Below are 23,779 nucleotides of genomic sequence, written 5' to 3' on the forward strand. Positions count from 1 at the left end.
GAAATTTGTTCGTCCCAAGTTACATAAAATTACATGAAATCAACGAACTCAGAAAAAGGGTCGAGAAGGCTTACGAAATCTTAAAAGGGTGCAAAATCTGCCCTCGTCAGTGCGGGGTAAATAGACTTGCTGGTGAGAAGGGAGTTTGCCAGGTTGGTAAATTACCCATGGTTTCCAGCTATCATCCGCATTTTGGCGAGGAGAGACCCCTTGTTGGAAGGCACGGTTCAGGGACGATCTTTTTGACATTTTGCAACCTACTTTGCGTTTATTGCCAGAACTATGAGATAAGTCACCTCGGTGAGGGATCCGAGGTTAGCATCGATGAACTTACTAAGATGATGCTCTATCTGCAGAAGATCGGTTGCCACAATATAAACTTTGTCACCCCTACTCATGTAGTTCCCCAGATTTTGGCGGCTTTACCCTATGCTATCGAGGGAGGGCTCTCTGTTCCCTTGGTCTATAATTCCGGTGGCTACGAGCGCGTCGAAACCCTAAAACTCTTGGATGGTGTCTTTGATATTTACATGCCTGATTTTAAATATGCCCACCCCGCAGTGGCTAAAAGATTTTCCAAGGCAAGGGATTATCCTGAGGTTGCCAAAGCTGCTCTACGCGAGATGCACCGGCAAGTGGGCGATCTGGTATTGGATGAAGATGGTATCGCCCAACGGGGGCTTTTAGTGCGACATCTGGTACTTCCCGATGGTCTGGCGGGAACGAGGGAGATCATGAGATTTTTAGCCCAAGAAATTTCGCCCAACACCTACGTAAATGTAATGGATCAATATCGACCCTGTGGTCAGGCTCACAAATATCCTCCCCTAAACCGCCCTATAACCCTTAAGGAATTTCAAGATGCGGTGAATGAAGCGTTTGAGGCTAGCTTAAGGAGGCTTGACGGAATCACTGTGTAGAGCTCTATATTATTGATGTTCTCAAATCTTTTGATATGTCCCTGAAAGCGGAGCAACGAGAATATCTTGCAGGAGGGATGAGCCATAAATAAGGCATTTTTCAGTGGGGGTAACATTCTTACAGCTCTTCAGCACCCAGTTGTTAAGGAATTGAGCTCCCTCTTTGGGCATGCTCACAGAAAGCTGTATCTGGTCGGAGGAAGTGTGCGTGATGCTTTTCTCGGCGAATTTCATGAGGATTTTGATTTTGCCACGGATGCTCCACCAGAGGAGGTCATCAAGATCGTGAGAAAGTGGGCTGATGGGATGTGGTTGGTGGGGGTGAAATTTGGCACGGTCGGCGTGGTTAAAAATGATATCAAAGCTGAGATAACCACCCTGCGCCGTGAGGTTTATCCCGAACCTGACCGCCACCCAAAGGTTAGTTTCTCCACGGATATAATGACCGATCTTTCCCGTCGTGATTTCACCATCAATGCCATGGCTCTGGAATTGCCCCAAGGAGAGCTCATCGACCCCTTCGGCGGCAAAGATGATTTGCGAAAAAAACTTTTGAGGACACCTGTCACGCCCAGCCAGAGCTTTCTTGATGACCCATTGCGTATGTTAAGAGCAGTACGCTTTGTAGCTACTCTGGAGATGCATGTAGCCCCGGAAGTCAAAGAGGCCATGATCACTTACCGTTCTCAACTCTCCATAGTCTCTAGAGAGAGAATCAGGGATGAATTTTCGAAGATTCTCATGGGCAACAAGCTCACCAGTGCTCTGCAACTGATGGTCGATACGGGTCTCATGGAGGAAATCGCCCCTGAATTGTTGACTTTGAAGATGGCTCTGGATCCGGAGTATGATCATAAGGATGTTTTAGAGCACACTTTCCAGGTTGTTGGTCGAGTGGAAGCCGATTTAACCCTCCGTTTAGCCGCCTTGTTGCATGATATCGGAAAACCAAGGTGCAAAAGGATAGTTGAGGATAAGATCACCTTCTACGGTCACGATGTCGTAAGCGCTCACATGGCTGAAAGAAGACTTAAACAGCTCAAATATCGTGGTAAGGAGGTCGAGGAAGTCGTTAAACTGGTGAGGATGCACATGCGGGCTTATACCTATCGCCAAGGTTGGACGGATAAAGCGATTCGAAAATTTGTCAGGGATGCCGGAGAATTACTGCCGAAACTGCTTGCATTGATAAAAGCGGATTGCACAAGCAAGGATCCCAAGAGAACCAAAGAAGCCCTGGCTTTGCTCGAGGAATTGGAGAACAGAATCAAGGAGCTTGAGGCGAAGGAGGAATCCGCAAAGATCAGACCGCCTCTTAATGGATACGAAGTCATGGAGTTCCTCAATATTTCCCCGGGTCCTCTCGTTGGAGAAGCCTTAAATGCCTTGCTTGAAGCCAAGCTCGATGGCATCATCGCCACGAAAGAGGAAGCCTACGAGTTCTTGAGGAAGTGGACGAGTGAGCGGAGCGAATTATAATTTTGGAATCTCTTTACTTGAAGGCTGAAAGGAATCTCTCGAGGGATCTATCGTAAGTTCTTTCCACGTCCGAAGGGAAAAGACACCCTGGGAGCTGTCGATTTTTCCTATGATAAGCTATACATTCGCAGCAAATACCCTTTCGTTCACAGGGTTCGTAGGTACAGGTACAATTATTCATATTTTCCTCCCGCTTGCACTCCATTTTTTAACCTCCCTTTACATTTATGAAGGGATGAGGGATGAGCCAAGAGTCTAGAGGGGGAAATTCTTTTCCTATCTTTTATCCCTCTAGACTTCTCCCTTATCCCTTACCCCTTTTCATTCGAGTTTATACATAACAAGACCCGAAAGAAGTTTTGGGTAGAAGAACGTGGACTTTTGTGGCATTATTTCACGATTGTTGGCTATCTTCTTAATCTGGTTAATTTTGGTTGGATTGAGGAAGAATGCAATCTGATATTCTCCTCGATTTATGAGCTCAATTGCCTCTTCTTCATGGATGGTGTATTTGATGCTATCCTCAAGATCTGTTTTTTTAAGACCCAATATACGGCCGAACAATAGATTATGAAGGATGATTACATCCAATTTTTTCCACTCCGCTGAATGGCCGGGACCCAATATCTCATCGATGGTTTTTTCCTCACGTGCCGTCAGCAGGTAGTATTTATCGCCCCAATACATCCCAAACGCGCGATCCTTTCGCTTTTCCCTCAATTTTTCAAGGAATTTCTCTCTCTGCATCGTTTCATTCGCTCGGTTGAATTGCAGTATTTGAAGATCAAAGAATTCCTCGATCTTTTGTAGAAGCCTGTGGAAATTAAGTTCCTTTATATTTCTTACCACTCTATGGATGGGCAAAATCGTTAGTTTCTCACCATCCATGTTCACGAGCATCATGATGACATAGTCGTAAACCTCTGTTAATTCCGGAAATTTTTTCCTCATCTCATTTCTGAAGTTGAGAGCAGTTTCATATCGATGGTGACCATCGGCTATGTAAAGTTCTTTGTCCTTGATTATTTGGACTATTTTATCTATCGTTTTTTGTTCGTTTATCCTCCACAATTTATGCCTTACGCCATCTTCGTCCCTTACATCGATTATCGGTTGCTCTTTCGCTTTAGCCTCTAAGATGTGATCGATACCCCCTCGTGGATCGGAATATAAAGCTAAGATTTGGCAGAAATGAGCCTTACATGCTCTAAGCAGGTTCAATCGATCGATCTTGGTTTTGGACTCTGTTCTTTCGTGGGGAAATATCTTCCCGTTGTCAAAATCCTCCAATTTAGCTAAAGCAATGAATCCCATTCTCCTTTTTCTTTCCCCGGTTTTCCATGCCTGCCGGCAGGCAGGTAGGGAATATTCCTGCTGGTAAAGGTAGATTGCAGGCTTTTCATCCTCTCGCAACACCCCTTCCCTCAACCACCCCTGGAAAAAGGTTGCTGCTCGTGTGTACTTGTTGTTGACTGCATTGTCACCGGGATACTCTTTCCCCAGTATTAGGCGAATTACATTATACTCACTGAGATTGTAGTATTTTCCCTGTTCTCTTGGAGAAATTACGTCATAGGGTGGAGCTACAACTCGCTCTAAATTCACCTTTTCTTCGTTGTAGAGAATCCCTTTAAAAGCTCTGATTTCAGCCAAAAAGACAAGTCCTCCCATCAGAAATAATAATGGAATTTTCCCGTAGGATCTCCGTTACAGTTCCCACTTGCATGCTTTTAATTTTAAGTTAGCCTACCGGTCTTAAGCAATATGAATTTAAGATCAGTCAAGAGTCATGCGTCAAGGGCGCTGTCGCGTCTACGGGGCAGGCGCAGTTACGGCCGTTTACCCCGTTGGCGAGTGAAACGAGTCCTTCGGGGCTGCTCGGGTCTCGCCTCGCTACAAAACTCTGAGTATGTTTTAAAGGTTTTCATGGGCGAGGCTCCGACACTTTCTTAACACTTACCCTCCTTAAAATGTCAAAAGTGTTAACCTAACTCGTTAATAGTCCATCTGTATCTCATTTGAGGACTGCGAGGGAGGCATATCCAACCACGGCACCAAAATCCCCTGTAACATCGCCCGATGTTGCATAGGAGATGAGTTTGGCTTTCTTGGCTCCGAGGATTCTGCACGCGGTGAGCATGGCCATAACCGGACCTGTTCCACACATAGTAATGGAAAGATTTTTGACTACGCCATTCAACTTGTGGGGATCCAATTCTAGGATAGCTTGCAGAGCTTCTTTGTCTTTTCTTTGGGCCTGACTGTGAGGCTCATAGTGGGTGAAGTCCGTGCTGGCAATGATGATGGCCTCTTTCTCGCTCAGCGCTTCGGCTAGAATCTCTCCCACCTTTAAATTCGTTTCCAGACTCTGATCCAGCATACATATGGGGACGAATTTGAAACGAGCGCCATAAAGATATTGGAGGAAGGGCAATTGAACTTCGATGGAATGTTCTCGGATGTGAGCCATTTCATCCTCATTAATTACAGGAGATTCAATTTCTTGAGCTACTTTGGAATCGATTTCCACGGAGCCTAAAGGCATATTCCAGATCCTCTTGCTTATGGCCACGGGGGAGCCAATACCGGAGTGATTGGGACCTAAAATTATCGCTAGCTTAGTTTCTTGATCCCGGGCCAGGCGGTGAAACCCATGGGCGGCGATGGGTCCGGAATACATATATCCGGCATGTGGGCTTATAAGACCAATGATCCTATGTTCTCCTTTGGGATTAACTTGGGGTAGACTCCCTGGACCAAGGGGATTTAAGAAGCAATCCTCAAGCTGTGTTCTTAAATCATCGGGATCTGCTTGATAAAACAACCCGGCCACGGCGGGTTTTCTGATGGGTTTCATTGCGAACCTCCTGTTATCGGCTTTGGGTAAAACCCTTATTTTTGGTTGGTTTCCATCCTAAGTTTTCGTCAAAATTCTTCCATTTTCCTTTTGAAACATATATTCTTTTGGAATGAAAATATTTGAGACGAGGGATCTGTAATCTTTTGTTATAATAAGCGGGGTTCTGCAGCAAATTTCTATGCTGCTGATTAGTCTAAAGGCAATTTAATGAGGATACCAATTTACTGGTGCGAGAGAGTATTTCAAATTCAAAAAGGATAAAAAATTTGCAATTATTTATCTAAAGGGGGAAGGGGAGATGAGGAACATCTTAATTGAGAGCATGAAGGAGACACCGGTATCCGAACATCAAGTGGAAATCGTGGAGAGAAAGGGCATTGGTCACCCCGATTATATTTGCGATGCCGTAATGGAGGAGATTTCCATTGCTTTCTCTTGGGAGTATGTCAAAAGATTCGGGAATATCATGCATCATAATGTGGATAAGGGCTTGCTCGTTGCCGGCAAGGTCGAGAATAGATTGGAGGGAGGAAGGGTTCTGGAGCCCATGCAACTGATCGTCGGCGACAGAGCCACCTTTGAAGTCGATGGAGAGAGGATACCCGTGGTGGAAATAGCGGTGGAGACCGCGAAGAGATGGTTCAGGGAAAATCTCAGATTTGTCGATCCCGATAAACATGTGGTTTACAAGGTTGAGCTCAAACCCGGCTCCCCCGAGCTAATTGATATATTTAGGAGAAGGAAGGGACTATTGGGAGCGAACGATACATCGGCTGCCGTTGGCTATGCTCCTCTCACTGATACCGAGAAAATTGTCCTTGAAACCGAGAAATTCTTAAATTCCCCCCGATTTAAGGAGATGTTCCCGGAGTCGGGCGAGGATATCAAGGTCATGGGCTACAGGGAGAAAAAGAATTTGCATTTGACCATCGCCATGCCACAAATCGACAGATTTGTCCACAGCGAAGAATCCTACTTCCGAAGGAAAGATGAGATGCAGGAAGTCATAGAGGAATTCGTCAAAGAGAAACGCGCTTCCCTTAAGGCGATCCGCGTCTATCTCAATACCCTGGATAAAAAGGGTAGGGGAATGGGTGGCATGTATCTATCCGTTCTGGGCACTTCAGCCGAGGATGGAGATTCCGGTGAAGTCGGTCGAGGAAACCGGGTAAATGGAGTAATTGCCCTAAACAGACCCATGGGCACGGAGGCTGCAGCGGGGAAAAATCCCGTGAGTCATGTGGGGAAAATATATAATATCCTCACACACAAGATCGCAAATACTATCCATCAAGAAGTGTCGGGGATAAGGGAGGTATATGTCTGGCTATGTAGCCAGATAGGCATGGCCATAGATCAGCCGAAGATTGCCTCTGCTCAGCTCATCCTAGAACGGGGGGTTTCCTTCGATCCAGTGTCCAAGAAGGTTAGGGAGGTAATGGATTTCGAATTATCAAAGATCGATGAGTTCTGCAACGATCTGGCTAAGGGAAAATATAAGGTCTGCTAGGTTGGGTGATTTTCTGTGAAAAGGTATCCCATTCCCGCTGTGGGAGCTGTAGTCAAACGCGGTGATTCCATGCTTTTGGTGAGAAGAGGCAAGGAGCCATCGAAGGGTATTTGGTCGATACCCGGTGGGGGAGTAAAATTCGGGGAGACTCTGCATCAGGCGCTGAAGAGAGAGGTCCGAGAGGAAACCAACATAAATGTGGAAATAACCGAGTTAGTGGGGGTTTTTGACCACATCATCAAAGATGGTAAAGGAACTCTCCACCATTATATTCTCATCGACTACCTCGCTAAACCTCTCAACTTTGATGTCGAAGCAGGTTCGGATGCGATGGAAGCGAAGTGGGTTCCCTTCAAGGATTTAAAGGATTTTGAACTCACCGAGCCCCTTCGTGAATTATTATCGACACTTTTCCCCAAATTCTAGTATGGCAGATCTACCTAAGTTCTCACCATGCTTTACTTTGCTCACTCGCGGAGAATAAGCCTCTGGCAAACATCTCCGTGGTGAGTTTCTCCAGGCAATCGGTATTTCCCCTGAAGAACTCCTTTAGTTTGGAAAAGAAGAGCCCTGCGGCGTCTCTTACCTGAGGAAGCTCCATTTTTACCTCTCCTTCAGCGGTCTTTACCTTCGATGGCTCATAACCATTTCTGTATCCTCTGTGAGGCCCTTCCTTTCTCCTTTCGTAGTGCTCCCTCTCCAGAAACTCGGTTACCTCGGCTTCTAAAAGCTCCTGCATCATAAGCTACATTCCTTTCAAAAGAAACTCGCTCAAAAGATTTCCTCCATCACTCCTTCCTCTAAGATTTCCTTTAGCTCCTTGCGAATTCTCTTGCTCGGTGGCACCTTTTTCATAGGACTTCGGTCTCCTTTCTTCTTGGTTTTGGAATCAATAAAATGTGACCGAAGCCCCTCTATTTTTACAGGAATTTTAGGACATCACCTATGAGATATCAATACTAAGTTATAATTGAAAAAGTGTCCACTAATACGCTGGCGAGTATATGTAGATTTTGTTTGTCTTGAGAGAAGGATTGTAGTAGAGGTCGATGGTGGACAACATCAAAAGGGAAAAGGATGAAGATATCCAAAGGGATAGGTGGCTCCGAAACCAAAGCTTTAAGGTTCTAAGATTTTGGGACAATGAGATTCTTGAAAATATCGAGGGAGTATTGGAGATGATAAGGGAAAATTCTTCGTAGCACCCTCCCCTCAATCCCCTCCCATCAAGGGAGGGGAAGACAAAAAAGATTTCTCCCATCGAGGGAGGGGAAACAAAAAGATATGCTCCCATCAAAGGAGAGAAAAAGAGTATCCACTAAAAATGGAGAAGAACCAAATTTTTGATACCCATTTGGATTCCTTTCAAATATATTCAATTCCCCCGTTTAGACGATCGAGGCGCACCAAATGTTCCATAAAAAGAAAAACCCATTCGGATTCACCGAATGGGTCTCAAAGGGAATGTCAACTTTAGGGGGTCTTTTATCTCCGCTTCAAGTTCGCTTACCTTTTTTGTTTCAATTCCTTTACACACAGCTAAATCTTTCTGTATAAAGTACTGTCCTTGAGGTCCTCCCTTAATAAAATATACGTTTTTTAGAGGGATTTTCTTTAAGAAAAGGATTATATAGTCTCCGAGTTTTAGAGGAGTTATGCCAGCAACTACTACCTCTTTATCACCAATCTTTCCCCCCTCTTCACGAACAATGATTTTATTTTTGCTTTGGGGGTTCTTTAGATATTTCTCAACTTTGATAATTTTATCGGTGTAGATAATACTTGAATATCTTTTGGCAGCTTCTTTTTCTTTCTCATTGGATACAATGAATATACATGTTTCACCTTTTTCTGCTGCCTTTTTGGCATCCTCCTCACTTGTAACGATAACTGGTTTTTCTTCCACACTGGGCAAAATCTCAACCACTTTACCTTTAATGATTATATCGGATTCCTTCACAATATCCGGAAAATCCATTTTTTTTCCATAATGCACGCGAGACTATTGAAACTTTCTGAGTCTTAAGTAACTTTGGGGCTACAATCACTCCGATCAAAACACTCGCTAGTACTATCAAAATCACCAAGACAAGGATTTTCTGCTTCCCAGTCATTTAATGATCCTCTCCTTGAGTTTTTTATTTCACATAACAGACTATTCCCTCATAATTATAACCCACACTCGTGGCAAAGATTACTTCGTTCCAATTGTGGTGTAGAAATGATCACGCCCATTATATAGGCGATAGAGTGGCATGATACCTGCAGCTGAAGAACCACAAACCGCAGAGGCTATTTTTGATGAGGCAACGAATGATCATTTCGAATATATTTTTACATGAGGCAACAAGTTTTGGATTTCATCAGGGTTTTCGAAAAATAATTTTTTGTTCTAATGGGGAACTTTTCACCATGTGGAAAAACTTAAAAGATTTGACTGAATAATAGCTATATATGATCGATTAAGCTAAAATTTGAAGAGTTAAAGTTCGATAAAAGGGAATTTGGGGGCGGGTTTAGATGGCAAAGTTCGTGGAGATGTTCCAAAATTTTATATTCGATATGGATGGAGTGATCTATCTGCAGGACAGTTCCATTCCTGGGGCTAAGGAGGTCATAAATTATCTGAAATCCGCCGGCAAGTCCATCCTTTTCTTAACGAACAACTCCTATTACACCCCCGAATATTATGTGGAGAAGCTTTCATCCATGGGAATTCAAGCGAGTCCGGAACGGATTCTAACATCAGCCGCTGCAACGGCGATGTATCTCAAAAAACATCACCGATTGAAGGGGAAAACTGCCTTTGTCATAGGTGGACCTGGCCTTGAGTGGGAGATTAAATCCATCGGATTGGAGCTACTTACCACCGATAGCGGAAGGAATGCTCATTTCGTCATCGTTGGCTGGGATACAAATTTTAATTATGAAAAGATGAAGGTTGCTACCCTGGCGATCAATGGTGGTGCAATCTTCATTGGTACCAATTACGATAAGACTTTTCCCAGCGGCGAAGGCTTGTGGCCTGGAGGGGGAGCGATAATTGCTTCCATCGAGGTTGCTACGGGCAAGAAAGCCAAGATTATAGGAAAGCCTGAAAAATACATGGTCGAAGTGGCTTTGGCTCTTTTCGATGGAAAACCCCAAAAGACGGTGCTCATAGGGGATAGACTGGATAGCGATATCTTGGCTGGAAAGAGAGCGGGGATAAAAACGATCCTAGTTCTCACGGGTGTGACTTCCCGGGAGATGTTGGAAAAATCCGGCATTAAACCCGACTACACCTTGAAAGGAATTTGGGAATTGTTCTAATTATTCTTCCCTCTTTGCCTCCTCGATTATCTTTTGAGCGATATCCCCCGGTACTTGCTCATAGTGAGAGAATTCCATTCCATAGGTACCTCTTCCGTGGGTTATGGATCTCAGTTGAGTTGCATATTTCGCTATTTCCGCCAGGGGGACGAGGGCTTTAATCACCTGATTGCGTCCGCGAGGTTCCATCCCCAGAATTTTTCCTCGTTTCCCGCTTAAGTCACCGATGACGTCACCCATATATTCCTCTGAAACTATCACTTCCACTTTCATGATGGGTTCAAGGAGGATCGGATTTGCCCCAAGTACCGCCTTTTTTAGCGCCATCGAACCCGCAATCTTGAAGGCCATATCTGAGGAGTCCACGGGGTGGAAGGAACCATCGTATACAGTCACTTTGACATCTATCACGGGATAGCCCGCAAGTACTCCTCCTTCCAAAGCTTCTTTGAGCCCCTTCTCAACGGCGGGGATGTATTGCTTGGGAATGGCGCCTCCCACAATTTTGTCGACAAATTCGTATCCAGCACCACGAGGTAGCGGTTCGACCTCAATCCAGGCATCACCATATTGTCCACGACCTCCCGTTTGTCTCTTGTATTTTCCCTGTGCTCTGGCTGAGGCGAGAACCGTTTCTTTATAGGGTATTTTTGGTGTAGACAAAGTGGCTTCTACCCCGAATTTTCTGCGCAGATGATCAATGGTCACCTCCAAATGCATATCCCCCACTCCGGAGACTATGGTCTGCCTGGTTTCGTGATCACGGCGGACCCTTAAGGTCAAATCCTCCTCAGCCAATCTCATAAGAGAGGTGCTCAACTTTTCCTCGTCGCCCTTGGTTTTTGGCTCGATGGCCACGGAAATCATGGGTTCAGGTAGGGTTGGCGGTTGTAGTTTTATGGGCTTACCTTCGTCGCATAAGGTATCACCGGTGAATGTTTCGTTGAGTTTTGGCACGGCTGCGATGTCCCCCGCTGGGACATCGCTAGTTTCGATCTGATTCTTGCCTTGCATGAAGAAAAGATGTCCTATTCTTTCCCTCTTGCCTCTTGATGCATTATGGACTGCGGAGTCGGCGTGAAGCACTCCTGAATACACTCGGAGGAAAGTTAGTTTGCCCACATAAGGGTCGGCAACGCTTTTAAAAACTAAAGCTGTTAGAGGCTCCTTTTCACTATGTTTTCTGATCTCTTCCTTCTGCGTTTTGGGATTGACCCCTTTGATTTCGCGCCCCTCCATCGGCGAGGGCATTATCTCCACTATGGTATCCAGAAGCGACAATATTCCAATGTTTTTAAGAGCTGAGCCGCAGAGAACTGGCACAACGGTTCGGTTCAATGTAGCTGTCTTTAGAATCGTTCTTATCTCCTCTTCGGTTAATTCCTCACCTTCAAGATATCTCTCCAGGAGCTTGTCATCGGCTTCGACCACGGATTCGATCAGTTTCTCCCTATATTTTTCGGCTTCTGCCTTTAAATCCGCGGGGATTTCTTCTTCCTTGGATTTGCCATCGGAAAAGACCGCGGTCATTTTGATTAGGTCTATAACCCCCTTGAATCCGCTTTCTTTCCCAAGCGGCAATTGGACGGGAGCTACATTAACGCCGAAGGTCTCCTTGACAACATCCATCGCTTGATAAAAATCGGCGTTCTCCTTATCCATCCTATTGATGAAAACCAGGCGGGGTAAATCATACTCATCCGCGAGATGCCAGACTCTCTCCGTTTGCACTTCTACCCCTGATACGGCGCAAACGACGATTATCGCGCCATCCGCCACGCGCAGAGCGCTTATAACCTCGCCGATGAAATCAGCGTATCCCGGTGTATCTATTATGTTGATTTTGTGATTTTTCCATTCACAGGGAGCAAGTGCAGCATTTATCGATATCTTCCTTTTGATCTCTTCGGGATCGTAATCGGTGACCGCGCTGCCACTGTCAACGCTTCCCATCTTGCTAATGGCTCCCGAGGTGTAAAGCATCGCTTCGGTCAAGGAAGTCTTTCCAGTTCCTCCATGGGCAATGATGGCGATATTTCTTATCCTTTCGGTGGAATATTTTTTCAATACCATCTCCTCCTTTTTCTGCTAATAATATATCATGCATGGATCATAATTTCAGATATCTAGTAATATATAATCCCAAACCTACAATAATATAATCCCACCCACAATATATCTTCTACAATATAATAAACCTTTTGTACATGTTCCATATCTCTGTTGAGGAAGTGCTAGAGGGAGAGTTTCAGCTGCGAGTATTTATCATTTTTATGAAAAAGCCGAAATATTACCACAAGAAAAAGAGTTCGCGGGTTAAAATCTGAACGGATCGACACGATATGTTATACTCTTTTTAGCATTACAAGGGGTTAAAGCGAAGGTGAAGGAAGCAATTTTAGTGGTCGATGATGAGCAGAATATCGTGGAGTTGGTGAAGCTTTACTTGACCAATGAAGGCTTCACGGTTAGGGGCGCCATCAATGGCGAAGAGGCCTTAAAGACCTTTAAATCCTTCCAGCCTTCATTGATCATCTTGGATATTATGCTTCCGGGAATGGATGGTTGGGAGGTATGTCGTCGGATAAGAAAGGAGTCGGATGTCCCCATCATCATGCTCACCGCAAAGGTGTCGGAGGTCGATAAGGTCGTGGGGCTGGAATTGGGAGCCGATGACTACCTGACCAAGCCCTTTAGTCCTCGGGAGCTCGTGGCTCGAGTCAAAGCGGTGCTCCGGAGGGTTCGCGGCCCAGCGCCAAAATCTCCTCTCAGCTTCGGGGATTTGACCATAGATATCGATAAAAGGGAGGTAAGCTTGGCCGGAAAGAAAATCGATCTCACCTCCACGGAATTCGATGTATTAAAAGAACTGGCTTCAAATCCTGGCATCGTCTATTCAAGAGAGCGTCTCCTTCAGAAGGTGTGGGGATATGATTTCTTTGGTGGAGCTCGCACGGTGGATGTTCACATTCGTCATCTGCGACAAAAGCTGGGTGATGAGGGCTCTCGCTTTATCGAAACGATATGGGGCGTCGGATATAGGTTTAAAGGGAAGTGAAAGATGTTTAAGTCCCTTCGCTCTCGAGTTATTTTCTCCTATGTTTTTGTTCTTTTTCTCTCCTTGGGTATCGCGAGTCTACTTTTCTACCAATTTCTGGTGAGTTACACCGTTCGAACTCAGGGAAAAGAACTAACGAATCAAGCTGTTACCCTCGGTCGTGAAGTGGAAGCAATATTAGAGGGTCAGAACCCCTGGCTTGGGATACATAGAGTAAGGATCCACAAATTTCTATCCGCCTATGCCAAGCTGACAAAGATAAGGATATTTTTCATCGATTCCAAAGGAGAAGTCATCGTCGATTCAGAGGGTCCTCCACTCATTCAAAAGCAACAGTTACCAAAGTGGGTGACGGGCTTAGCTGGAGAGAGCCCTCAGGTGTTGAGGAGATATCTCCCCGAATTACGCAAGGAAGTTTTATTGGTCAGTGTTCCCTTGAGGGAATCCAAAAATTTGCTAGTCATAGTGAAGCCCTTTGCGGAGGTAAAAGAAGCCCAGCGTCCCTTCTTAAATCTCCTGCTCGGAGCAGCTGCAATCTCCTTTCTCATCTCGGTATTCGTCGGTTTATACCTTTCGCGTTCAATATCGGAGCCCATTCTTAAATTGACTAGAGCTGCAGGTGAAATAGGAAAAGGGCGGTTCGATCAATACATCGATGTGCAGTCGGAGGATGAGATTGGACGGCTGGCTAGAGTCTTCAATTTCATGGCCGAAAGGGTTAAAATGGCTTATCAAGCACAGCGGGATTTTGTGGCCAACGTCTCGCATGAAATAAGGACGCCCCTCACGTCCATAGAGGGATTCTCCCAAGCCTTACTGGATGGTGTAGTCAAGGATGAGGATTCTTTCAAAAATTCACTTCGAATAATCAACCAAGAGAGTAAAAGATTGGTGAGATTGGTAAGGGATTTATTGGCCTTATCCAGCATTGATGCTGGACAACTGGATCTCAGTTTTAAATCCCTTGACTTGAGAAAATTCTTGCGCCAGATCGGCGAGAAGTTTCAACCCCGTGCCGATGAGGATGGTATCCAATTTAAGGTGCAAGTTTCGGGGAATATCAAAATTACCACAGATTCGGATCGCTTGGACCAGGTATTGACCAATCTTTTGGACAATGCCTTCAAATATACCCTATCCGGGGGAACGATTGCCTTGAGAGCCACCTTGCTCGATTCCAAGAAAGTGCAATTGGAAGTGGAAGATTCCGGTGTTGGTATCCCCTTTGAGGACCTACCCAGGATCTTTGACCGATTTTATCGCGTGGAGAAATCCCGTTCCAAGGAATACGGTGGTGCTGGTCTCGGCCTTTCCATCTGCAAAGAAATCATCGAAATCCTGGGCGGGAGCATAGATGTGGAGAGCAAACTGGGTGAGGGAACGAAATTCACCATAGAGCTACCGATTTCCCCACAGAGAAATCAATAAAATCCACTTTTAATCAAAACTTAATATTTTTTCAAAATTTCCATAATATTTTTCCCCCAATAATATATTTGGGGTCGGCTGGAGCCAAGGTACCAAATTTTTTGGGGGTCGGCTGGAGCTTAAGGTAATAAATGACGCAACCAATTATGAATGTCGGAGAATTTCCCTCCTTTCACCGTCCGGCTCGTAATGTACCCATCAGAAGACCACTCAAGGTTGTCTCCAGGCCTGACCCTTTTTATTATGCTCTCCTTAATCCTCAAGAAGTATTAATCCTAGGTTACAAGCTTCGAAACCATCTTTGATAATTCCCTCGTAAATGCCGGAAGGAATTGAACCCTCTCAGAGGAAATTCTTATTATTAATTTTAGTTGAATGAATCTTTGCGGTTGAGGGGGCGACTTAAAATATATCTCTGGATAAAATATATCCTAAGGACAAAACTTTTACCCATAGGTCTTTCCATTCTAGCCCTGATTTTCATTGCTGTCTGGGGATATCTTTATGCCTTTGCAGAGGACTTAGTCATAAAATCACCTTCCCATGGAAGGGTCATACCCAATGCTACTCCTTCTATTTCCGTAGAGTGGCAGATTTTTCCTCTGGCAAGGCTTGCTTCCGCAACTGTTATCGTCGATGGCAGGGATGTCAGTGAATCTGTTTCCCTCTCTGCGGTCGGATTTTCCTATGATCCTCCTCAGAAATTGAGTGAGGGAGAGCACACCATAGAGACAAAGCTCATCTACAAATTTCTGCTCCCCAAGAAATTAAAGCTCAAATGGGCTTTTGAAGTGGATACCATAGCCCCAAGCATAAAATTCGAAGATATTGAGGATATAATCGCCACTCGCCAATCTTGGATTCATGATCTTTTGGGATTCACCGAACCTCACGCAAAACTCAAGGTTTATCTGAACGGTAGATCAATCCCCTCACCCAAGGTTGATGAAAGGGGTCATTTTAGCCTCGGTCTCTCTTCACTTTCGAGGAAAAATAGGTTGAAGATAGTAGCCATCGATCGAGCGGGAAACAAGGGTACTCTGGTGATTCCCGTTGTCGTGGATAACTCGGCTCCCGTGATAAAGGCATTTTCCCCTGCTCATGGCTCCTTGGTTCATTCCGAAAAACTCAAAATCTCGATCAAGCTGGAGGAACGGGAATCCGATATTCGCTTTGCCACATTGTGGATAGATGGGAATGTGGTCAAGCACAACTATAATCCCGAGACCAGGGAAATCACCAGCGGGTTGAGGCTTTCTCATGGAGAGCATGAAGTGGTGGTCAAAGCCATCGATGAAGCGGGTAATGCTGTTAAAAAACTTTGGTCTTTTAAGGTGGACACCACACGAGTCGTCATCAACATCACACAAAGAAGGCTATTCTTATATAGAGAGGGACAATTGATAAAGGAGTATCCCATAGCCGTTGGTCAAGAGTTTGCCTTCCCAACTCCTGCTGGTCACTATCGCATCATTCGCAAAAGAAAGAATCCAACCTGGTATAATCCTCATAAACCCTGGTCAGCGAATATGCCTGACAAGATTCCCCCTGGACCGGGCAATCCCTTGGGTACCAGAGCTATGGACCTTAATGCACCCGGTATCCGCATCCACGGGACCTATAGTTCGTGGTCCATTGGTCGTGCCGTTTCCCATGGCTGCATTCGCATGCATCTTCATCATGCCGAGGAGCTATTTGATCTGGTCTCTGTGGGAACACCCGTGGACATCGTGAAATAACTTACGAGCGGTAGAGATGGAGATTATGATAGAATTGATTTAAAGGTGAGGATGAAAATGGATTTCATGTCTTTTTTATTCTTCATATTACTTCTGGTATTCTTCGTTGGTCCCACTTTCCGCAAGAAGATGTTGGAGATCAAAAGGATAAAAGCCATCCGGGAGTTGGAGAGAAAGAGGGGCTCGAGAGTCATTACCCTCATTCATCGACAGGAAGCTCTAGGTATCCTCGGGATACCCTTTTATAGGTACATAGATATCGAGGACTCCGAGAAAATCTTGAGAGCAATAAGGCTTACCCCCCATGATATGCCCATTGATCTCATCCTGCACACTCCCGGAGGGTTGGTTCTGGCTTCAGAGCAGATAGCCCACGCCCTCTTAAGACACAAGGCGAAGGTCACAGTGTTTGTGCCCCATTACGCCATGTCCGGTGGGATGCTCATAGCCTTGGCCGCTGATGAAATCATCCTCGATGAGGATGCTGTTTTGGGGTCACTCGATCCCCAGCTTGGTTGGCAGTATCCGGCAAGCTCCCTTATTTGGACAGCTCAGGCAAAGGATAGAAATGAGTTGGATGACAGAACCTTGATCTATCTGGATGTTGCCCAGAAGGCCGTGCGACAACTGCGGCAGCTCATTTTCGATATTTTGCAACACAAAGTGGAGAAGGACAGAGCCTGGGATATTGCAAATTTGCTTACGGAGGGAAGGTGGACCCACGACTTCCCTCTGACCGTCGAAAAGCTAAAGAGCCTGGGAATTGAGGTCAAGGTGGAGATGCCTCGAGAGGTTTATAATCTGATGGAGCTTTATCCCCAGGTTGGATTGCGCAGACCTTCCGTGGAATATATACCTCTTCCTTACGAGAGGAAGGTCGAAGAGAAGAAATAGTTTGGTCTCCTTCGTCTCGGTCTCTTCGGAAGGATGAGGATGAGCAGAAATCCCGTTAAGAATCCACCAATGTGAGCGAACCAGGCTATGCCTCCACCTTGTTGAGGGCTTGTGATCGCGGCTACCCCACTGAACAATTGCAGGATAAACCAGAATCCTATCAGCAGCAATGCGGGTAGCCTTACAATCTGAATGAAATAGAAGAGGGGAACCAAAGTAAGAATTCGAGCTGTGGGAAAGAGGATAAGGTAAGCTCCCAAAACCCCGGCAATGGCTCCACTGGCACCAAGGGAAGGTATCTGTGAATTGGGTCCAGAAAGGATGTGTCCAAAAGTTCCTCCCAAACCGCATAAGAGGTAGAAAAGAGTGAATTTGAAATGTCCCAGCATATCCTCGACATTGTTCCCGAATATCCACAGATACCACATATTCCCAATGATGTGAATGAAGCCTCCATGAAGGAACATCGAGGTTAAAATGGTGAGATAGGGAATCTTTTGGATCCCAGGGAAGAGGCTCACACCGTGAGTTATTTCGTAGGGAATCAGCGAATAGGTGTATATGAATTGTCTGAGGCTGTACTCCGTACCCAGAGAGAGCTGATAAATGAAGACGGCTATATTGATTATTATCAGACCCACGGTCATGAAGGGGAAAGTTTCCGCGGGATTCTCGTCGCGAAGGGGGAACAAAACCCTCACAACCTTTCTTGAAATTGAATTATACCTGCCCAAGACATAAATAGAGTGATCTCGAATTATTAAGCGTGAATTATGTCTAGGCTATAATTATACCTATTTTACATTAGATCATTTAAGTTTCAAGTTCGCTTTTTACTGTGGTCACATTCGGTTGATAGCTAAGGTTAAACTTGCCAGATAACATTTTGCATGGCATCATATTTCTTAAGTAAAACGAAGACCCGTAGAAATTCAACTTTGGGGGGACAAAATGGCCGTCATTTTCGGAATTTTAATGTTTTTAATCATCGGTTTAGTGCTGTTGATTGCCCTGGGTTTGATCTATATCTACAATCGGTTGGTGGTTTTGAGGAATAGAATCGAAAATGCCTGGGCGCAAATCGATGTCCAGTTAAAGCGACGTTATGACCTAATTCCGAATTTGGTGGAGACGGTCAAGGGTTATGCCGCCCATGAGAAGGAACTCTTTGAGAACGTGACAAAGGCTCGAGCCGAGGCAATCAAGTCCACGGGAAGCGTTGGAAAGCAGGCACAGGCGGAAAACATGCTCACACAGACTTTAAGATCACTCTTTGCCGTGGCTGAAAACTACCCAGAATTGAAGGCGAATGAGAACTTCATGATGCTTCAGGAGGAATTGGCTGGGACCGAGAGCAAAATCGCCTATGCTCGCCAATTTTACAACGATACCGTGATGAAATATAATACCATGATTCAATCTTTACCCACCAGATTGGTTGCTCCCGCCTTTGGGTTTTCTCCTCGAGAATACTTCGAAATAGAAGAGGTATCTCGAGAACCCGTTAAAGTACAATTCTAGCCGCAAGTCGCAGGTCACAAGTTGCAGGCGAAGAAAATTTTAACTTGCGACATTCGATTTATGACATTCGAGGTGATTAGTTTTGTATGAACAAATTGCAAGCAATGTGAGAAAATCCTGGTTTTTAATTCTCCTCTTCGTTGTCCTGATCATGCTCCTCGGTTATGTATTCGGGGAGCTCATGCGGATAGGCTACTTTGGGGTGGCATTGGCTCTCATCATCGCCATGGTTATGAGCTTTAGTGGATACTACTACAGCGATAAAATCGTACTCACCATGAGCAGAGCCCGCCCCGTGGAGAAGGAGGAATACCCATATTTATATAATGTGGTCGAGGGATTATCCATCGCTGCGGGTAATCCCACTCCAAAGATGTACGTCATCGATGATTCCGCCCCTAATGCCTTCGCCACCGGTCGGGATCCTGAGCATTCCGCTGTCGCCGTGACCACGGGACTCCTTGAGAAACTAAATCGCGTTGAACTCGAGGGCGTCATCGCTCATGAGATATCGCACATCCAAAATTACGATATTCGACTGGCTACCTTGACCGCTGTGATGGTTGGAGTGGTCGTTCTCTTAAGCGACTGGCTTTTACGTAGCTTCTGGTGGGGCGGAAGGAGAAGGGATTCGGAACGAGGGGCTTTAACCGCCGTCTTACTTCTCATTGGGATAATCCTCGCCCTTTTATCTCCTTTAATCGCCCAGCTCATCCGTTTAGCCATCTCTCGACGGAGAGAATTCCTCGCCGACGCCAGTGGAGCAATGCTCACCAGATATCCCCCCGGTCTGGCCAGCGCTTTGGAGAAATTGGCTGCAGATAGGGAACTCCTGGAAGTTGCCAACAAGGCTACCGCCCACCTGTATATCGTCAATCCTTTAAAGGACCTCCGGGGTGCCATGAACAGCCTCTTCAACACTCACCCACCGATAGAAGAAAGAATAAAACGCCTCCGTGAAATGTCCTTCGAACTCCAAACGGAGTAAAATTCCCAGCGATAACAATTTGATATTAGTGATAAAGAATGGTATCCTTAAAAGTATAAAATTTTATATTTAAAAAGGAGTGAAATATTGTGCCTTTGAGCATCATTGAGGATTTCAAATCCATATCCGATTTGAAGAAAAAGACGCGCGAGGTATTTGAACAGATTCACCGTACAGGTCGCCCTGTGATTATCACCGTCAATGGAAAGCCCGATGCAGTTTTGCTCGATGTCTCCGTTTTTGAAAGAAAGCTGAGGGCGTTAAATCTCGGGGCATTGTTGGCGGAGGCTGAGGTAGATGTGAAGAAAGGAAGAACACGCCCAGCCCAAGATTTCTTGAGGGAGCTGAAGCGTGGCTCGTAAATACGAAGTCAAAATTACGGTCACTGCGGAAAATGATATCAAGTCCACCTTTGACCACCTCGCGCACGATAACCCGCAGGCAGCGGCAAAATGGGTTACCGAAATTGAGCGCCAAATCGATTCCTTAGAGTTATTTCCCCAACGTTGTCCGGTAATTCCTGAATTGGAGGAACTTGGTCATCCATATCGCCATTTAATCTATGTCGATTATAGGACGGTTTTTCGCATCGAAGGCTCAACCGTGATCATTTTGCGTGTCATTCATGGGGCACGGTTACTTGATTTGCGGATGTTTGAGAAGTAAATTAAGATGGTCAAATAAGCTGGGAATTTTTACAAAATTTGGGAAGCATGATGGACGGAAACAAAAAATATTCTGAGCGGGAAAGAGAAATACGCTGGAAATTACCGGTGGGAAAATCAATACGATAGAGAGTATTTCGGTAAACTAAGTCCTCTTGAGAGGATAAGGATTTATGAAGGTCTTTATCAAACCGTGTTGAGATTGCATCCAGAGAAGATAAGATGTCACTGGGAGTCGGATGAACGGGGCAAGAGGGAACCCCACATCAACTACCTCATGGAGATGAGAAAATCCTTTTTTAAAAAAATATGAAGGTTGCAAAAGCAATCAAATTAACAATAGATTTACGGGAAAATATGGACAATATCTATAGAAAAATCGAGAATAATCGACGCCGCTCCCGAATAATCTTTAATAGAAACAGATAAAACTTGCACTTCACTTTGTTCTCCCCGAAATGACCTCCAACTATGTTCCCAGTTTAGCTTACCGAAATTGTTAAGGGAATTGCCTTGGCTCAACGAATCCTAAATCTGAGCTGCTGAGCTATTGGTTTTTCAGCTAACAAAAAGGGGAGAGTCCCAAGACCTTTTCAGGTGATTTTTGTAGCTGCCGACCTCGTATCTTATTTTAATTCGAGGTTCTGGTCATGCTACGCTCTCGGGACTCTCCCTGTATAGTATCGGATTTACCCATAAAAAGTTTAGAGCTTACAGAAAAGCCCTCAGTTTTCAAAAGTCCATCACGGAATTGAAAAAGAATGCTGGAAGTCAATTTGATTCATAAGTTCCTTCTAATCTAATGTTTAGCTAAGTATCTTCTCAGGTAAATAGCACAGTTGACTCATTTTTGATAGTCCAAATGGACTAGAATGCGGGATCTACTCTCGGTGAGGGAGGAGGGGGGGTGTTTGCTAAAGATAGATAAGTTCTTTAAAATTGGAATGAACAGTGGGAGGGGTGAGTAGGATGCCGGAGATGCCAGAGGTTGAGACGATTCGAAGGGAACTCGAGGAGAAGGTCAAGGGAGAGGAAATCACCAAGGTCGAGGTAAGATCGGCAAAACCACTTAAAAATGCAACTGTGGAGGAGTTCACCGATGTTGTGGAAGGAGCAACCATTGAGGATGTAAAGAGACGAGGAAAGATTCTCATCATAAATCTTTCAGCCGGCTATAGTCTCTTAATCCATCTCAAGCTCACCGGTCGAATCCTTTACCAAATAGCCAATGCTCCCATGGAGAAACACACCCATGTGATCTTCAGCCTCGATGACCATCAACTTCGTTTCTGGGATCAACGCCAATTCGGTTATATCAAAGTCTTTAAGACCGAGGATTTACCCAATGCCCCTGAGGTCAAAGAGCTTGGTCCGGAAGCCATGGGAGAGGATTTTATCCTAGAAGTCTTCCAAAAGCTTCTGCAAACTAGGAAAAAGGGTCCGATAAAGCCGCTCCTCATGGATCAGAATTTCATCGCCGGCGTGGGCAACGTCTATGCGGATGAGGCATTATATTACGCCGGTGTTCAACCCACGCGCATCGTTTCCTCCTTGAGTCGGGGGGAAATCGCGAAAATTTACGAGGGCATTCGCAGAATCTTGCCCGCTGCTTTGGAGTATCGTGGTTCCTCGGTCGATCTTTACGTGGATATTTATGGGAGACAGGGAGAATACGTACCCTACCTTAAGGCCTATGGCAGGGAGGGAGAACCCTGCGAGAGATGCGGAACCCCCATTAGAAAAATCACTTTGAGAGGACGAGGTGCCCACTTCTGCCCGAAGTGCCAGAAGTAAAAAACACAAATTGGTGATGAATTCACGGCTACTGAAATCAAAAAAATTTCTCCTCTCCCTTATGATCTTGATTCTCTTGATCTGTGGTTGGGGGACCGTTTATGCTACCTTCCCCAGAACCTTCAAGCTCAGTCCGGTCAATAAGGGTATAATCTCGACCAATACAGCCAGGATTCATGCGAAGTGGTCCATTTTCATGGGAGAAAAAGTTGAGGTGGTTAAGGCACTTCTGGACGGGAAGGATGTAACCGATGAAATCGATCTCAAAAGGGAGAGTTTTTCTTATATCCCTGGTATTCCCTTGGAGGAGGGCGAGCATAGATTCTTCATCAAATTAAAATATAGATTCCTGTTGAGTAAGGATTTTGGGGATGGTCGAATCTTCATCGTCGATACCCAACCCCCTGTTATTTCCTTTAAGAGCGATTCTTCGCTCATCGCCACCAGGGAATCGAAATTCGAGCTTGAGGGCCGGATCGAACCAGGTGCTCGACTTAGGTTGAGGCTCAATGGGAAATCCCTTCCCACCCCAACCATCCGAAATGATGGTTCCTTCTATTTGGATATCACCCTGCCATCCGAGAGGAATATCCTGAAAGCGATAGCCATCGATCTTGCCGGGAATAAGGGCAGTAAGAGATTGGTTCTGGTCGTCGATAGAGATTCTCCCATAATAAGGGAATTCTCTCCGGATAATAAATCCGTGGTCAAAACATCCAATCCGATGATAAAGGTTCAGGTTGAAGAGGCAAACTCAGAAATTAGCGAGATAAGTTTGAGAGTGGATGGGGTGAGGCGGGAGAGCGAATATGATCCGGAGACGGAATCGATCCTTTGCCCTCTCAGTTTAGCGGAGGGGAAGCACTCCGTTGAGTTGTGGATCAAAGATGCTGCTGGAAATAGTGCCCATGCCAAATGGGATTTCACCGTGGATAGCGCGGAGACTTTGGGTGAAAATGCCATAGCTTTTGGTGCGAGGGGAGCGGATGTAACGGAGCTTCAAGCCAAGCTCATCATGTTGGGTTTCGATTGTGGTGTGATCGATGGCGTCTTTGGACCGGCCACCAGGAAAGCAGTCGAGGTACTGCAGGAAGCCCGCGGTCTGCCAGTAAGCGGCATCGTCGCCTCAAAGGAATTTGAGATCCTAAGGGCTGGGAAGCTCCCTGGGGGACCAATTGCTGGTGCGAGGATCGTCATCCAAGTTTCTAAAAGGGCGCTTTACCTGTATCAGGGCGAGAATTTGCTCAAGGTATATCCCATCGCCGTGGGCAGGCGCAGCTTCCCCACCCCCATAGGGCACTTTCGGATAATCAGGAGGGATATCAATCCCACGTGGTATCCTCCCGGGTGGGCCGATGTGAGGCATCCAATACCTCCGGGACCGGGAAATCCTTTGGGGAATAGGCGCTTGCTTTTAAGCAATCCAATGTATGGAATACATGGGACCAACAGACCCTCCTCCATTGGCAAGGCGGTAACCCATGGTTGCATTAGGATGTATCCCAGCGATATCCTGGAGTTATTCGATGCCGTGTCCGTGGGGACACCCGTGGACATGGTAACGTAAACTATTGTGTGTAAATTCTTTTAATAGAAATATTTAGGGTGTAT

At 45.5% G+C, this 23,779-nt stretch carries 24 protein-coding genes; 17 read left to right on the forward strand and 7 right to left on the reverse strand.

The window, feature by feature from the left end:
* Window positions 1–5 precede the first annotated feature (5 nt).
* Both QMD66_05125 and QMD66_05130 read left to right on the forward strand, forming a co-directional pair.
* On the forward strand, window positions 6–920 hold the full coding sequence (locus QMD66_05125; protein MDI6822222.1) for a radical SAM protein: 915 nt from the start codon (window positions 6–8) through the stop codon (window positions 918–920).
* A 114-nt stretch (window positions 921–1,034) separates the two neighbouring features.
* Window positions 1,035–2,399, forward strand: coding sequence for a CCA tRNA nucleotidyltransferase (locus tag QMD66_05130; GenBank protein MDI6822223.1), 1,365 nt, complete (start codon window positions 1,035–1,037; stop codon window positions 2,397–2,399).
* A 13-nt stretch (window positions 2,400–2,412) separates the two neighbouring features.
* Here QMD66_05130 and QMD66_05135 read toward each other — a convergent pair whose 3' ends face one another.
* From QMD66_05135 to amrB, 3 genes are all read right to left on the reverse strand, one after another.
* Complete coding sequence (locus QMD66_05135) at window positions 2,413–2,604, reverse strand: DUF6485 family protein (GenBank protein MDI6822224.1); 192 nt, start codon at window positions 2,602–2,604, stop codon at window positions 2,413–2,415.
* Window positions 2,605–2,720: 116 nt separating this feature from the next.
* Complete coding sequence (locus QMD66_05140; protein ID MDI6822225.1) at window positions 2,721–4,052, reverse strand: DUF1015 domain-containing protein; 1,332 nt, start codon at window positions 4,050–4,052, stop codon at window positions 2,721–2,723.
* 361 nt (window positions 4,053–4,413) lie between these two features.
* Window positions 4,414–5,256, reverse strand: a complete 843-nt coding sequence (gene amrB, locus QMD66_05145; protein ID MDI6822226.1) for an AmmeMemoRadiSam system protein B — start codon at window positions 5,254–5,256, stop codon at window positions 4,414–4,416.
* A 301-nt stretch (window positions 5,257–5,557) separates the two neighbouring features.
* Between amrB and QMD66_05150 the strand changes: the two genes are divergently transcribed.
* Together QMD66_05150 and QMD66_05155 are read left to right on the forward strand one after the other, a co-directional pair.
* Entirely contained in the window at window positions 5,558–6,769 is a 1,212-nt protein-coding gene (locus tag QMD66_05150) for a methionine adenosyltransferase (protein ID MDI6822227.1), read from the forward strand.
* A gap of 15 nt (window positions 6,770–6,784) precedes the next feature.
* Window positions 6,785–7,195, forward strand: coding sequence for an NUDIX hydrolase (locus QMD66_05155; GenBank protein ID MDI6822228.1), 411 nt, complete (start codon window positions 6,785–6,787; stop codon window positions 7,193–7,195).
* 22 nt (window positions 7,196–7,217) lie between these two features.
* On the opposite strand, the gene QMD66_05160 is transcribed toward QMD66_05155, so the two are convergent.
* Window positions 7,218–7,511 carry a transposase gene (locus tag QMD66_05160; protein ID MDI6822229.1) on the reverse strand — a complete coding sequence of 98 codons (294 nt, stop codon included), beginning with the start codon at window positions 7,509–7,511 and terminating at the stop codon, window positions 7,218–7,220.
* Window positions 7,512–7,739: 228 nt separating this feature from the next.
* Between QMD66_05160 and QMD66_05165 the strand changes: the two genes are divergently transcribed.
* Entirely contained in the window at window positions 7,740–7,850 is a 111-nt protein-coding gene (locus tag QMD66_05165; GenBank protein MDI6822230.1) for a DUF559 domain-containing protein, read from the forward strand.
* Window positions 7,819–7,971, forward strand: coding sequence for a DUF559 domain-containing protein (locus QMD66_05170; GenBank protein MDI6822231.1), 153 nt, complete (start codon window positions 7,819–7,821; stop codon window positions 7,969–7,971). The genes QMD66_05165 and QMD66_05170 overlap by 32 nt, the downstream gene beginning before the upstream one ends.
* A 239-nt stretch (window positions 7,972–8,210) precedes the next feature.
* Here QMD66_05170 and QMD66_05175 read toward each other — a convergent pair whose 3' ends face one another.
* On the reverse strand, window positions 8,211–8,747 hold the full coding sequence (locus tag QMD66_05175; GenBank protein MDI6822232.1) for a hypothetical protein: 537 nt from the start codon (window positions 8,745–8,747) through the stop codon (window positions 8,211–8,213).
* A gap of 542 nt (window positions 8,748–9,289) precedes the next feature.
* Between QMD66_05175 and QMD66_05180 the strand changes: the two genes are divergently transcribed.
* The gene (locus QMD66_05180; protein MDI6822233.1) at window positions 9,290–10,081 is read left to right on the forward strand and encodes an HAD-IIA family hydrolase; all 792 of its coding nucleotides are present in this window, start codon (window positions 9,290–9,292) and stop codon (window positions 10,079–10,081) included.
* Here QMD66_05180 and fusA read toward each other — a convergent pair whose 3' ends face one another.
* Window positions 10,082–12,154, reverse strand: a complete 2,073-nt coding sequence (fusA, locus tag QMD66_05185; protein ID MDI6822234.1) for an elongation factor G — start codon at window positions 12,152–12,154, stop codon at window positions 10,082–10,084.
* 310 nt (window positions 12,155–12,464) lie between these two features.
* Here fusA and QMD66_05190 point away from each other — a divergent pair, with 310 nt between their 5' ends.
* From QMD66_05190 to QMD66_05205, 4 genes are all read left to right on the forward strand, one after another.
* Window positions 12,465–13,139, forward strand: a complete 675-nt coding sequence (locus tag QMD66_05190; GenBank protein ID MDI6822235.1) for a response regulator transcription factor — start codon at window positions 12,465–12,467, stop codon at window positions 13,137–13,139.
* Between the two features lie 3 nt (window positions 13,140–13,142).
* Entirely contained in the window at window positions 13,143–14,567 is a 1,425-nt protein-coding gene (locus QMD66_05195) for an ATP-binding protein (protein ID MDI6822236.1), read from the forward strand.
* A gap of 389 nt (window positions 14,568–14,956) precedes the next feature.
* Complete coding sequence (locus tag QMD66_05200) at window positions 14,957–16,306, forward strand: L,D-transpeptidase family protein (GenBank protein MDI6822237.1); 1,350 nt, start codon at window positions 14,957–14,959, stop codon at window positions 16,304–16,306.
* Window positions 16,307–16,363: 57 nt separating this feature from the next.
* Window positions 16,364–17,200: an ATP-dependent Clp protease proteolytic subunit gene (locus QMD66_05205; protein MDI6822238.1), complete on the forward strand. Its 837-nt coding sequence runs from the start codon at window positions 16,364–16,366 to the stop codon at window positions 17,198–17,200.
* Here the strand turns inward: QMD66_05205 and QMD66_05210 are convergent.
* The gene (locus QMD66_05210) at window positions 17,170–17,892 is read right to left on the reverse strand and encodes a rhomboid family intramembrane serine protease (GenBank protein ID MDI6822239.1); all 723 of its coding nucleotides are present in this window, start codon (window positions 17,890–17,892) and stop codon (window positions 17,170–17,172) included. The two genes, QMD66_05205 and QMD66_05210, sit on opposite strands and share 31 nt — an antisense overlap.
* 259 nt (window positions 17,893–18,151) lie before the next feature.
* Here QMD66_05210 and QMD66_05215 point away from each other — a divergent pair, with 259 nt between their 5' ends.
* From QMD66_05215 to QMD66_05240, 6 genes are all read left to right on the forward strand, one after another.
* Entirely contained in the window at window positions 18,152–18,721 is a 570-nt protein-coding gene (locus tag QMD66_05215) for a LemA family protein (protein MDI6822240.1), read from the forward strand.
* Between the two features lie 82 nt (window positions 18,722–18,803).
* The gene (htpX, locus tag QMD66_05220; protein MDI6822241.1) at window positions 18,804–19,709 is read left to right on the forward strand and encodes a zinc metalloprotease HtpX; all 906 of its coding nucleotides are present in this window, start codon (window positions 18,804–18,806) and stop codon (window positions 19,707–19,709) included.
* 89 nt (window positions 19,710–19,798) lie between these two features.
* Window positions 19,799–20,071, forward strand: a complete 273-nt coding sequence (locus tag QMD66_05225; protein MDI6822242.1) for a type II toxin-antitoxin system Phd/YefM family antitoxin — start codon at window positions 19,799–19,801, stop codon at window positions 20,069–20,071.
* Window positions 20,061–20,375, forward strand: a complete 315-nt coding sequence (locus tag QMD66_05230; protein MDI6822243.1) for a type II toxin-antitoxin system RelE/ParE family toxin — start codon at window positions 20,061–20,063, stop codon at window positions 20,373–20,375. The genes QMD66_05225 and QMD66_05230 overlap by 11 nt, the downstream gene beginning before the upstream one ends.
* Before the next feature lie 968 nt (window positions 20,376–21,343).
* On the forward strand, window positions 21,344–22,168 hold the full coding sequence (gene mutM, locus QMD66_05235) for a bifunctional DNA-formamidopyrimidine glycosylase/DNA-(apurinic or apyrimidinic site) lyase (protein ID MDI6822244.1): 825 nt from the start codon (window positions 21,344–21,346) through the stop codon (window positions 22,166–22,168).
* Window positions 22,137–23,735, forward strand: a complete 1,599-nt coding sequence (locus QMD66_05240; GenBank protein MDI6822245.1) for a L,D-transpeptidase family protein — start codon at window positions 22,137–22,139, stop codon at window positions 23,733–23,735. The genes mutM and QMD66_05240 overlap by 32 nt, the downstream gene beginning before the upstream one ends.
* Window positions 23,736–23,779: the final 44 nt, after the last annotated feature.

It is taken from the genome of Actinomycetota bacterium (genome assembly GCA_030018275.1).
Classification (GTDB): domain Bacteria; phylum Actinomycetota; class Aquicultoria; order Subteraquimicrobiales; family Subteraquimicrobiaceae; genus Subteraquimicrobium.

What these genes read in the sequence shown, in the direction of transcription:
- mutM (MDI6822244.1), top strand. Translation starts at nt 21,344, where the DNA reads ATGCCGGAGATGCCAGAGGTTGAGACGATTCGAAGGGAACTCGAGGAG.
- fusA (MDI6822234.1), bottom strand. Translation starts at nt 12,154, where the DNA reads ATGGTATTGAAAAAATATTCCACCGAAAGGATAAGAAATATCGCCATC.
- QMD66_05180 (MDI6822233.1), top strand. Translation starts at nt 9,290, where the DNA reads ATGGCAAAGTTCGTGGAGATGTTCCAAAATTTTATATTCGATATGGAT.
- amrB (MDI6822226.1), bottom strand. Translation starts at nt 5,256, where the DNA reads ATGAAACCCATCAGAAAACCCGCCGTGGCCGGGTTGTTTTATCAAGCA.
- QMD66_05205 (MDI6822238.1), top strand. Translation starts at nt 16,364, where the DNA reads ATGGATTTCATGTCTTTTTTATTCTTCATATTACTTCTGGTATTCTTC.
- QMD66_05195 (MDI6822236.1), top strand. Translation starts at nt 13,143, where the DNA reads ATGTTTAAGTCCCTTCGCTCTCGAGTTATTTTCTCCTATGTTTTTGTT.
- QMD66_05150 (MDI6822227.1), top strand. Translation starts at nt 5,558, where the DNA reads ATGAGGAACATCTTAATTGAGAGCATGAAGGAGACACCGGTATCCGAA.
- QMD66_05160 (MDI6822229.1), bottom strand. Translation starts at nt 7,511, where the DNA reads ATGATGCAGGAGCTTTTAGAAGCCGAGGTAACCGAGTTTCTGGAGAGG.
- QMD66_05215 (MDI6822240.1), top strand. Translation starts at nt 18,152, where the DNA reads ATGGCCGTCATTTTCGGAATTTTAATGTTTTTAATCATCGGTTTAGTG.
- QMD66_05135 (MDI6822224.1), bottom strand. Translation starts at nt 2,604, where the DNA reads ATGGAGTGCAAGCGGGAGGAAAATATGAATAATTGTACCTGTACCTAC.
- QMD66_05170 (MDI6822231.1), top strand. Translation starts at nt 7,819, where the DNA reads ATGGTGGACAACATCAAAAGGGAAAAGGATGAAGATATCCAAAGGGAT.
- QMD66_05175 (MDI6822232.1), bottom strand. Translation starts at nt 8,747, where the DNA reads ATGGATTTTCCGGATATTGTGAAGGAATCCGATATAATCATTAAAGGT.